This window comes from Vicinamibacteria bacterium (assembly GCA_035620555.1).
In the GTDB taxonomy this organism is placed as follows: Bacteria; Acidobacteriota; Vicinamibacteria; order Marinacidobacterales; family SMYC01; genus DASPGQ01.
Genome location: DASPGQ010000057.1, coordinates 1 through 11216 on the forward strand (window position 1 = coordinate 1; position 11216 = coordinate 11216).

12 protein-coding genes are annotated in these 11216 nt (G+C 61.7%); 7 read left to right on the forward strand and 5 right to left on the reverse strand.

Translation table 11 applies throughout. The features are described 5' to 3' along the window. On the reverse strand, window positions 1-979 hold a 979-nt coding region (locus tag VEK15_02055; protein ID HXV59448.1), incomplete at its 3' end, for an ABC transporter permease. A gap of 128 nt (window positions 980-1107) precedes the next feature. On the opposite strand from VEK15_02055, the gene VEK15_02060 reads away from it, so the two are divergent. Genes VEK15_02060 through VEK15_02075 form a run of 4 tightly spaced genes read left to right on the forward strand, consistent with a single transcriptional unit; the run spans window position 1108 to window position 4296 of the window. Continuing rightward, the gene (locus VEK15_02060; GenBank protein ID HXV59449.1) at window positions 1108-1737 is read left to right on the forward strand and encodes an RNA polymerase sigma factor; all 630 of its coding nucleotides are present in this window, start codon (window positions 1108-1110) and stop codon (window positions 1735-1737) included. Next, window positions 1734-2579 (forward strand): zf-HC2 domain-containing protein, encoded by an 846-nt coding sequence (locus VEK15_02065; GenBank protein HXV59450.1) that lies wholly within the window; start codon window positions 1734-1736, stop codon window positions 2577-2579. The genes VEK15_02060 and VEK15_02065 overlap by 4 nt, the downstream gene beginning before the upstream one ends. An 11-nt stretch (window positions 2580-2590) precedes the next feature. Beyond that, complete coding sequence (locus tag VEK15_02070) at window positions 2591-3448, forward strand: hypothetical protein (protein ID HXV59451.1); 858 nt, start codon at window positions 2591-2593, stop codon at window positions 3446-3448. Further along, window positions 3445-4296 carry a hypothetical protein gene (locus VEK15_02075; GenBank protein ID HXV59452.1) on the forward strand — a complete coding sequence of 284 codons (852 nt, stop codon included), beginning with the start codon at window positions 3445-3447 and terminating at the stop codon, window positions 4294-4296. The genes VEK15_02070 and VEK15_02075 overlap by 4 nt, the downstream gene beginning before the upstream one ends. Window positions 4297-4359: 63 nt before the next feature. Here VEK15_02075 and VEK15_02080 read toward each other — a convergent pair whose 3' ends face one another. Together VEK15_02080 and VEK15_02085 are read right to left on the reverse strand one after the other, a co-directional pair. Further along, window positions 4360-6285, reverse strand: a complete 1926-nt coding sequence (locus tag VEK15_02080; protein ID HXV59453.1) for a hypothetical protein — start codon at window positions 6283-6285, stop codon at window positions 4360-4362. Between the two features lie 67 nt (window positions 6286-6352). Continuing rightward, window positions 6353-7477 (reverse strand): prepilin-type N-terminal cleavage/methylation domain-containing protein, encoded by a 1125-nt coding sequence (locus VEK15_02085; protein HXV59454.1) that lies wholly within the window; start codon window positions 7475-7477, stop codon window positions 6353-6355. A gap of 416 nt (window positions 7478-7893) precedes the next feature. On the opposite strand from VEK15_02085, the gene VEK15_02090 reads away from it, so the two are divergent. Continuing rightward, on the forward strand, window positions 7894-8493 hold the full coding sequence (locus tag VEK15_02090) for a hypothetical protein (protein HXV59455.1): 600 nt from the start codon (window positions 7894-7896) through the stop codon (window positions 8491-8493). Between the two features lie 164 nt (window positions 8494-8657). Here VEK15_02090 and VEK15_02095 read toward each other — a convergent pair whose 3' ends face one another. Beyond that, window positions 8658-8900, reverse strand: a complete 243-nt coding sequence (locus VEK15_02095) for a hypothetical protein (protein ID HXV59456.1) — start codon at window positions 8898-8900, stop codon at window positions 8658-8660. 79 nt (window positions 8901-8979) lie between these two features. Next, window positions 8980-9204, reverse strand: a complete 225-nt coding sequence (locus VEK15_02100) for a DUF433 domain-containing protein (GenBank protein ID HXV59457.1) — start codon at window positions 9202-9204, stop codon at window positions 8980-8982. Between the two features lie 121 nt (window positions 9205-9325). Here VEK15_02100 and VEK15_02105 point away from each other — a divergent pair, with 121 nt between their 5' ends. Both VEK15_02105 and VEK15_02110 read left to right on the forward strand, forming a co-directional pair. Further along, window positions 9326-10018, forward strand: coding sequence for a hypothetical protein (locus tag VEK15_02105; protein HXV59458.1), 693 nt, complete (start codon window positions 9326-9328; stop codon window positions 10016-10018). 62 nt (window positions 10019-10080) lie between these two features. Beyond that, window positions 10081-11216, forward strand: a 1136-nt coding sequence (locus VEK15_02110) for a DUF3604 domain-containing protein (GenBank protein ID HXV59459.1), incomplete at its 3' end; no start/stop codon positions are given.

Consider the following 11216-nt stretch of genomic DNA (forward strand, 5'->3'; position numbering starts at 1 on the left):
CAACGCGAGTGCGGTCCGCGCCGAGCGCCGTCCTCAGAGCCAGTTCCCGCTGGCGAGCTTCGGCGCGCACGAGAAACAGATTCGCCACGTTGGCACAGGCGATGAGCAGCACGATACCCACGGTTCCCATGAGAACCCACAAAGTGGTTCCGACGTCTCCGACCACGTCCTGCTTGAGCGGCCGAACCTTGGGTCCGAATCGCGCCTCCTGCAACATTCCCATCGTCAGACCGCTGGGAAACGGGAATTTCTCGGTCGCAATGGGGATCATACGAAGCACGTCGGCGTTTGCCTGCTCCACCGTCGTCCCTTCGTGGAGGCGGGCGATGCCCTGGTAACTGAAATTCCCGATGAAGAGCTGCGATCGGTCGAAACGGAACGGAAGGAAGAGCTCCGGGTCCCAGCGCAGAAATCGAAAGCCCGCGGGCAGAACACCGATGATCTCGCGCGGTCGTCCTTCGACGCTCAAAGTGCGGCCGACGACATCCGGAGCAGCACCGAATCGCCTCTGCCAGTAACCGTAGCCCAGGACGACCGTCTCGGCACCGGCGGGAGAATCGTCTTCGGCGTTGAACACCCGTCCGAGAACGGGATGGACCCGCAGAAGCGTGAGCGTTCCATCGGTCACCATCATCGCCTGCACCCGCTCCGGCTCGCCGACTCCCGTCACCGTCACCTGATCGTTGTCCCACATGCCGACGTCGTCGAACACGCGACTCTCCTCGCGGTAGGTGAAGTGCAGTGCCGGTGACTGGTTCAGCAAATCGAATCCCAGCCCGGGAGCCTCGTGCCACACACCCACGAGCCGTTCGGGCTCTTCGAAGGGCAGCGGTTTGAGCAGCACCCCGTGGACGACGCTGAAGATCGCGGACGAAGCCCCTATGCCGAGCGCCAGGGTGGTGACCGAGACCAGCGTGAAGAGCGGAGATTGAGCGAGTTTTCGGCCCAGGTGATGGACTTGACCCACAAACGAGGACATCGAGGTCACCTCGAAGAGGGGTAACGGAATTGCCCCCCTCCGAGGTTCCGTAAAGCCTCTGGCAGCCGCCTCGACGGAATTTTCTGTCGAATCCCGGTAACCTTCCGCTTCGAGCGCAGTTTGTACGCATGAAGGGCGAAAAGGGACGGGAGTTGAAGCGAGCCAGGCTCTTGAGATTCCGCGAGTCAGAGGACGAAAAGCCGGGCAACGGCCGGAGCGACGACGACATCATGCTCTCGGTGACGACGGATGTCTCCGAGCTCAGACTCCTATTCGAGCGTCACCATCGAGCCCTATTCGGCTTCTTCTTCCGCGTCAGCGGAAACCGGACCGCGAGCGAGGACCTGGTACAGGACGTGTTCTTCCGCATTCTCAAATACCGTCACACCTACCGCGCGGGGATTCCTTTCACCCGATGGATGTATCGCATCGCGATCAACGCGCGCCGCGACCAGATGCGAAAGCACCAGTGCCAAGAGGTACTCGACGGTCTAGCCCACGATCCACCGGGTCCCGGCCCTATCCCCGACGAGGAGCTCTCGAAACAGCAAGAGCTGGTTCGCCTGAGGGAGTCACTGTTGCGGTTAGCGGAACCCAAGCGGGAGGTCCTGGTGCTGAGCCGTTACCAGAACCTCAAGTACGACGAGATTGGCGCGATTCTGGGCGTGAGCCCAGGAACGGTGAAAGTGCGCGTCTATCGCGCCCTTCAGGAGCTCAGAGAACTGTTTTTCGAGAGTTCGGGGGAGGAAAGGACATGAACTGTGACGAGGTACGAGAGCGCCTGGTCGCGCTCTGGCAAGGGGACGCGACGCCCGTCGAATCGGCCGAGATCGAGGGCCACCTGGCTGCCTGTTTCGCCTGCGATGCGGAATCCCGTGACCTGAAGCTGCTGTGGTATCAGCTCGGCACTCTTCCCGAGGAGGAGCCCGGTCCCGGCCTTCGCGCCCGCTTCGACGTCATGCTCGAAGCCTATCGAGCCGGCCAAAAGCGAAGGACCTCCAGGATACTCGACCGAATCGACCGGCGGCTTTCGCCATTCTTTCCCCGGCAGCCTCGGTACCAGCTGGCGGCGGCTTTGGCTCTCCTCACCCTCGGCGGCATTCTGGGAGCTCGGCTCACCGGCGGTGGTGCGGAAACGACGGCTGGGCGCATCCCCGTCGCCGCAGAAGAGGCCGGAGAGCTTGCCGTTTTGAGCTCGGAAGTGAGAGACCTGAGAAATCTCGTGGCCCTTTCCCTTCTCCGGCAACCCTCGTCGTCGGAAAGGCTCCGCGGAGTGAGCTTCAGCCACCGCTTGAGCGAGCCCGAGCCGGACGTGCTCGACGCGCTCATCGACGCACTGGACCACGATCCCAATGTGAACGTGCGCCTCGCCGCCATCGACGCGCTGATGCGATTCGCCGATCGCGAGCCCGTGCGGGATTCACTCCTTCGCTCCCTCCCCGAGCAGGAGTCTCCCCTCGTTCAAATCGCGCTCATCGATCTCATGGTGAGGCTGGGCGACCGGAGCTCCCTCGAGCTCCTGCGCACCCTCACGGCGAAGCCCGAGCTTCATCCAGCCGTGCGCGAGCGCGCCCGCTGGGGCGTAGGTCAAATCGGCTGATGGAGGGATTCATGCTGAGCGTCACTGTGCTCGCTTTCGTCCTCGGGCTCCCACCAACGGAATTTCCACACGAGAAGACCGGGACATTCCAGAGGACCTTCGACTTCGACGCCTCGGGGCCCCCGGAAATCGAGATCGACAACGTGCAAGGCTCGATCGAGTTGGTCGGCTACGACGGCGCTTCAGTCCAGCTCGCCGTCCGGGAAAGCTTTCGCGCCCGCTCCCAGGAGCGATTGGACCTGGCTCAGCAGCAAGTCAAGCTGCTGGTGTCCCAAGAGGAGAATCGGTTGAGGCTCTATGTCGACGGGCCGTTTCGCCGCGGCGACGGCTCGAACCGCTATCGCGGCCCGGAAGACTACGGCTACGAGGTCACCTTCGGCTTTGCCCTCCGGGTCCCCCGCCATACGAATCTGGTCCTGAAGACGATAAACGACGGAGAGATTCGAGTCGATGCCGTCTCCGGGATCTTCGACGTGAAGAACGTCAACGGCGGGATCTCCATCACGAACGCTTCCGGCTCGGGGCGCGCCTATGCGGTGAACGGTGACGTGAGCGTCGTGTTCGCCGAGAACCCGGCCGCGGCATCCTATTTCGGATCTCTGAACGGCGACGTGAGCGCCGTTTTCGAGGCCGACCTGTCGGCACGGCTCATGGTCAAGACATTCAACGGCGACTTGTATACGGACTTCCCGACTACCTATCTTCGCGAGCTTCCCCCGATCGATCTCGCTCAACGCCACGGCAAAAAGGTCTACGAGAGCAGCGGCTACTACGGACTCCAGGTCGGTGCGGGTGGTCCGCCCATCGAGCTCGATGCCTTCAACGGTGACATTCGGGTCCTCAAGAGAGGGCTCGCGGGTAGAAGATGACCAGAATCGGAGTGACGATGATGTGGAGCAGAGTGTCGAGACTAACGATCGTTTTGTGGACGGCCGCGGCCGCTTCGAGCGCCCAGGAGTCACCGGCCGACCGCGTAAACGTGGAGTTCAGCGACCCCGGCCGGCCGGGTATCGTCCGCGTCGGCTTGACCAGCGGAGGAATCACCGTAACCGGCTACTCTGGAGGCGAGGTGATCGTCGAGGCCCGGGTGAGGCAAGACCGTCCGGCAACGGCTTCAGATCGTGCGGATGGACTCCGCCTCGTTCCCAGCGTGGCCACCGGCCTCACCGTGGAAGAAGACGGGAACGTCATGAAGGTGAGCGCGAGCTCCCATGATCGGACCATCGACCTCACGATCCGGGTTCCCTTCCAGACGTCCCTCGTCCTGAAGTGCGTGAACGACGGCGACATCCGCGTTGAGCAGGTCGAAGGCGAGATCGAGGTGAACAACATCAACGGGGGTGTGACGCTTACCGGAGTCTCGGGATCCGTGGTGGCTCATGCCTTGAACGAGGATCTCATTGTGACTTTCGTCGAGGTAGAGCCGGGGAAATCGATGTCGTTCAGCTCCTTGAACGGTGACGTCGACGTGACGTTTCCTCCCGATTTGAAGGCGCGGTTGGTCCTGAAGTCGGACCAGGGGGAGATCTACAGCGACTTCGAGATCGCGTCCGATCCAACGGTGAGCCGCCTGGAGGTCGAGGACTCCCGGGGGCGCGGCGGCAGCTACCGCGTAAAAGTCGACCGGACGTTCCACGGAACGGTGAACGGCGGAGGGCCGGAAATGTCCTTCACCACGTTCAACGGCGATATCTTCGTTCGCAAGGCCGCCCAGTGACGTCGAAAGAAGGCTCGCGACGCGAGGCTCGCGCGCGGCTAACCGATGCAGGGTCGAGCGCGACTACGGCAGCTGGATCCGCTCGACGTGAGCGGCAACGCGCCGCCCGTTCTCTTCCGGAAGCGCGTTCGTGAACCCCAGGCACAAAGCGTTCTCTCCGTGAACGAGCTGGTCCTCGGGAACGATGAAGCGAACTTCTCGCCACTGATGGGTCAGAGTCGCTGCCGCCACCGCGTTGCCATTCACCGCGACGGACATCGATTGATGATCCAGCCCCGCAGGCGCCCGGGCGGTTACGGTAATGCGCAGGGGAAACGGCTCGAACAGCGGGATGCGAACGCAGGCTTCGGGGTGCAAGGCACGGCGAAAGGGCCGCCTCGACGTGCGACGACTCGGCGTATGCCATCCGTGCATCAAGAATGTCTCATCGGCGGAGCGCAGATCGATTCCGCCGTGCCGATTGAAGCTCGTGTAGAAGTACTCCGCGGAGAACACGTCGTAGGCGAATGCCCTCCCTCGCTTCCCTGCGAGCCCTCCCAAGACGTCTTGCGCCGCCAGTCGAAGACTGCGTGCCTGGTCCCGCGCGAGACGCTCGAGCGGCGCCATCTCCCGGTACTTTCGGGCGCGAAACTGGGAGACGAATCCGACGTTCCACAAGCCCGCGAGCAAGATGGCGACGGCGGGAGCGAGAAGGGGGGCTCGTCGCGCCACGGCGCGATAGGCTTCGATCCCGTAGCCGAGACCTAGTGCCAAGAGCGGCACGACCAGGGAGTACCTTCGCGCACCATAGGCATCGCCTGCGGCAAAGTCGTAGAGGGGAACGCTCCCATTCACCCAAACCGTCGCCACGAACACGAGAAGACCCGCTCCGCAAAGCAGGGGATTCTTTCGCACACCGAGGGCGAGCCCGATGAGACCCACGAGCATCAAAGGGGTCCAGTTGAAGAAGCCATGGTTGGCGGAGAATAGAGTCCGCGCCCAACTGGGCGAGGAAATGTCCAGGAATCCTCTGCCCTGGGGAATCAGAAGCCAGCGGTCGAACTGGAGCTTCCACACGATGGCCTGAGGGCCGAAGGCGAGGACGGCGGCCGCGGCGGCGGCAAGCACCCACGTGGGCCTCACGGCCTTGCGGCGGATTCCCTCGACCGCGAGCAGTAGCACCAGGATTCCGTAAACCGCTCCCTGCCAGCGGCAAAGCATCAATAGTCCGAGCGTCCCGCCGAGAACGATCCACGATCCGAGAGAGGGATTCGAGCGTGCCCGATCCCATGCCCAGAGCAGAGCCGAAGCCACGCCAAAAGCCACCCCGTGCGCCATCGACGGCAGATAGAACGCGTAGTAGAGAACCGGCGAGGCGAAAATCGCCCCCAGGACAGAGAGCGACGCCACTTTGGGTCCAAGAAAAGCTGTGAGCGTCGAGGCCAGCAGAATCGCCCCGATCACCACCACCGTGACCGTCCCGAGAGCCGTCGCCCGGCGATAGGGCACGCTATATCCGTCCGCCGCGTGGGAACCGCGGCCGAGTTTCGATGCCAGAACGACGTACGCATGCGCGGCAGCATAGAACGGACTCCAGAGCACCGCCGGGCCTATCGAAAAGACGTTCCTCCTCGCTTCTTCGGGGTTGGGAGACGATGAGCCGGTGAGGGCGTCCCGATCGTTACGAAAGTCGAGATCCCGATCGAAGCTCAACGAGCGGAGATACATGAAGTACGAGCGAGAATCGGCTCGAAACTCGAGCGGAATCGACGCCGCGAGACCGTAGCCGACCGACAATATGGCAGCAAAGGCGGTGAGCTTCGGGTCCCGGCCTCGGAGCACCCGCCAGAGCAAAGCGGACAGTACAAGCAGCGGGCCCCCGATGGCGCCTCGAGGATGGAGCGGGTCCAGCACCGAGATGGCCGCCCACGAGAGACCGGCGAGCACAAGGATCGCACTCGCACCGGCACGCGATCTCGCGCGCGACGCCCACGACACCGTGTCGGCCAAGGTGCGTCGATTTGTAATGCGAAGACGGCAGCGAGGTCAACCCGGACTCTCCTCCTGCCGGGGCCAATCAGTTCCAGGCAATCCCCATATTCGACGCCTGCATGAGCTGGTTTCTCAGGCTCATCGTCGTCGTGAAGCTGCGCCGGATGTGGGTGTCATTGGGGTCGAAGACGCCTCGGGTCCCACCCTCCAAATTCGTGCTCTCGCTCCGTCCGGTCACGGTGAAGCGGACTTGCGTGATCCAAGTGTTGGGATCCCCACCAAGGGGAACGAGCGCGGGCTCGTCTTCGAAAAGCTCGCTTACTCCCTGCGCGTACTGCACCTGGAGGTTCTCGATGTTGTTCGAGACCGGAGTCCAGGGCTCCCCGAGGATGATGTCCCGACGCTCGAGCGCGGGATTGGGTGTCGGGGGCAAGGGGTTGACCCGGTACTGGACCATGTGGAACCAGCCGATGATGGCACAGTCGGCGGACACCTGGCGCTGAAACCCGCCGGGCACGTTGATGTCCATCTCTCCTTGAGGGTTATGGCTCAATTGCAGCGTGGCGCAGCCTTCGGGACCGCTATTCGCACCGCCCGCACCCGTGCATTTCGGATCGCTCGTGAGCTCGAACGGGTAGATGCCCGGGGCCACGTTGTCGCAAGCTGGGTCTCCATTGGGACCCTGAATCGCCATGAGCATCTGCCCGTCGTGATAAACCTGCTCGAAGTCACCCGGAGGGTAGGAAAAGCTGTCAGGATCGACGTTTAGCACTGAGGACATCCCGATGGTGTTGCAGGGTCCTCCTCCTCCGCCACCCTGACCGCCCTTGCCCTGACCGCCTTTGCCCTGGCCACCCCCGCCGCCGGACCCACAGGGTTTTGGCCGGCACCAGGGAACCTCGGGATCGGAGTAGACGATCGTGAGCTCATCCGGATTGGGTGCGGTCGCCGGGCCGCCCCCGTCGAACCACATGATGGCTATATTCGGTGGCGCGGCGAACCCCGCGATGGCCAGGTCCCGGCTGATCCAATCGACGCCGGCGCGCGCGCTGGCGGTCATGTCGGTCACCTGAGGCTCTCTCCGGAAGCTTCTCTGGCCCTTTTGCAGGAGCGCAAAGACTGAGGCCATTACAATCAACGTAACTAACATCGCGACCAGCACCTCAATTAACGAGAACCCGTCGTGGTCATGAGTTCGAAGGCGTATCATAATAAGCTCCTTCAAGGGAGCAACTGCAAATGGTATTCCAACCGTACCATACGGCCTAAACAACTTGTTCTCTATGACTTAACAGAGCGTTGGCTTTCGGCAGGTGTAGGCCGGGTGTCGTTTTGGAACGCCGGATCGTTCCGGGTTGGTATTCCGGGTCACATTAATCCCCCGCAAATTTTGGTAGGCATCGCACTCCTCCAAAGGTCTTCACTGAATAACGGAGTATTGTGTACGTCGGAATGAGCGCCGCTCAAGGCCTTGCCGTCGTGCCCCTGATCGCATCGCCAAAGCAAAAGGCTCCGATCCGATTGGTCTGGGTTCTTGCGACTTCGTGCGCCCTCGCGCCTGCCACGATCCTCGCCGAAGAAACGTCGCACGCGCATCAGGATGTTTTTCTTAGAGAGGAGATAATAATGTCGTTTCGTAGTGCCATTGATTCCTTGATCGTCATTGGTCTCTGCGCAGCTGTCGGATACGCGCAGGAAGAACAAGAGAAAATCGACGAGAGCTACCGGGCTTTCGGTGTGGCCATGGGCCCAGGGATGACCGGGGTCCTGGATATCCACATCAGTCGCTGGAGCACCGACGAGGAGCGCCAAGCGCTCGTCGAGTCCCTCATCCAGAATGGGCAGGAGAAGACGGTGGATCTCCTGCGCAAGCAGAAAGAGACGGGTTGGACTCGCACTCAGGCTGGAAGAGGCATGCGGGGCTGGCCGAGCGTGCGACTCCATTACGCCTACCAGTTTTCCCAGCCTGACGGAAAGCGCGTCGTCGTTCTCGTGACGGATCGCAATATCGGCATGGCCGAGGCGGTGAGAAGCGGTCGATCTACGGAGTACGAGGTTTCGGGAATCGTCATGGAGCTCCAAAAAGGCGAAGACGGCAAAGAGAAAGGTCAGGGCACCCTGTTCATGGCGGTGAAGCTCAACTTCGACGAGGAGAAGAAACAGCTCGAGATCGAGAGCCTGGGTGTCGAGCCCGTCCGTCTCACGAAAATCGCGCGAGAGAAATAGCCAGCGATTCTTAGATAGGGATGATGGCCATCGCCTGGATCCCCTTCCAAGAGCCGCCCGGAACGCACTCCGTGCCGCGCGCGACCACTGACGGGCTATGTGCTAAACAAAGCTAGGAGGCACCGATGACAGCTTTCGCCGCGATTGTCGTGATGAAAGGCCGATCAGGAAACGGAGTACCCTTGTTCCTGCACCCGAAAGAGCTGACCTGGCTGGATCCTCTCAAGAACGGCAAGAATCTTCGGGATCAGGGGACGAAGGGTCTCGATACGGTTATTCTTCGCGATCAGCACCACGACAGCGATCGGCAACGTGCTCAGATTCTGCTGGAACTCGATGTTTCGATCGCCGGTTATCAGCACGTCGAAGCTACCACCGGCACGACGGAGAAGCTCGCCATTCTTCAAACCTGCCCAACCCTCGTTCTGTACAGTCTAAACCTCGTGTCCGGAAATCTCCAAGGCAAGTTTCCGAGGCAGAGATTCGTCAAGCAGAATGCGCATCGGAAGCAACGAGCTCTTTGGCAAGCTCGAGGGCGGCCACTGCCTGTTCGCGCGTTACGGAGGGGAATTCTTGGAGAAATACTTCGAGGCTGTCTCCAGCCTCGAGGTAGTCGAAGAGGATCTTTACCGGGACTCTGGTTCCCACGAACACAGGGGTTCCGCCAAGAATCTCGGGGTCTCTGTGGACGATCCGCTTCAGTTCAGCCATGCCTTTTCGGGTCCATGATAACGCGGCTGGGCCAGGGACGCGTGACTCGGGTGGACGGCTTTGAAACACAAGGACTTCGGAGCGTCCGCCGACAAAGGCTCGCAACGAACAAGGAGAGCAGATGAGACGCGTCGGATTTGCAGCAACTACGTTGTCGGCTTTTGGCGCCATTGCCGTGGCGCTCCAAAGTCCGGAGCTCCAGCAGAAGGCAGCCGCCGCCAAAGAGGCCGCGGCACAAAACCAGCAGGCGCTGCGGTCCTATTCCTGGATCACGAAGACCGAGCTCAGCGTCAAAGGCGAGGTGAAGAACACGAAAATCGAATCGTGCCAATACGGACCGGACGGTACGGTGCAGAAGACCGAGCTCACCGACCCACTTCCGCCGCCCAAGAAGCAGCGCGGCCTCAAAGGGAGGATCATCGCGAAGAAGACGGGTGAGATGAAGGAGGAGCTCGAAGCCGCCGCGGCCCTCGTCCAGAGTTATGTCCCGCCCTCGCCGGAGAAGATCCAGGCGGTCATCGCCGCCGGAAAGCTCTCGCTCACTCCAGGTGGGGCAGCGACCGCGATCCGATTTGCGGACTACGAAAAAGGTGGGGACGCCTTGACGCTCACTCTCGACTCGGCGTCGAAATCGATGCAGCAAATCAGCGTCGACACCTGGCTCGACAAGCCCGAGAACAAGGTTACGCTCGCCGTGACCCTCCAGTCGCTGCCGGACGGCACGAGCTACCCCGCGTCGACCGTGCTCTCGATTCCGAAAGACCACCTCGAGGTTCGGGTCGAGAACAGCAACTACCAGAAGCTGGCCCCGTAGAAATGCCGGTCTTCCACTTCGTCGCGAACTGACGTCGAGACCAAGAAGAAAGGACCCAAAGAATGATTTTCCGAAACACCACCCCCGTGGCGCTCGCTGCTCTTCTCCTCTCGGGCCTCGCGCCTCCTTCGTTCGCGCAAATCCCGGGAACACCGGCCGAGCGCGTCTTCCCCAAGCCGCCCTACTCGCCCTATGCGGGACGGAACTATCCCACCCGTCCGTATTTCGGTGACACCCACCTCCACACCGGGTTCTCGATGGACGCGGGCGCGTTCGGCGCCCGCTTGAGCCCTCGCGACGCCTATCGTTTCGCGCGTGGCGAAGAGGTCACCGCCTCCACGAATCAGCCAGTGAAGCTCTCCCGTCCGCTCGACTTCCTCGTCGTCGCCGACCATTCGGACAACATGGGCTTCTTTCCCGACCTCTTTGCCGGCAAACCGGAAGTGCTGGCCAATCCGACCGGTCGCAAATGGTACGACATGATCCAGGCGGGAAAGGGCCAGGAGGCCGCGATCGAGATCATCGTCTCGTTCTCCCACGGCACATTTCCCCAGGACCTGATGTACTTCCCCGGTACCCGGGCTTACCGTGGAGCCTGGCAGGAGACCATCGCGGCCGCGGAAGAGTTCAACGACCCTGGTCGTTTCACGGCTTTCATCGGCTACGAGTGGACGTCGAACACCGGTGGAAACAACCTCCATCGGAACGTCATCTTTCGCGATAACGGCGACAAGGCCAGCCAGGTCGAACCCTTTACCGTCTATCCCCCGCACGGCAGCGACAATCCCGTCGATCTCTGGAAATGGATGGATGCCTACGAACAGAAGACCGGCGGGAGCGTTCTCGCCATCGCTCACAATGGCAACCTGAGCAACGGCGAGATGTTTCCCATCGTCGAAGCCTTCGGCAAGAGCCTCGATCGCGAGTATGCCGAGACGCGGGCGAAGTGGGAAAGGCTCTATGAGGCCACCCAGACCAAGGGCGACGGCGAGGCTCACCCTTTCCTCTCACCCAACGATGAGTTCGCCGACTTCGAGACTTGGGACAAAGGGAACCTCGACGCGAGCGTCGCGAAGACGAGGGAGATGCTCGAGTTCGAGTACGCCCGTTCGGCTCTGAAGAACGGCCTCAAGCTCGAGCGCGATCTCGGAGCCAATCCCTACAAGTTCGGCATGATCGGAAGCAGCGATGCCCATAC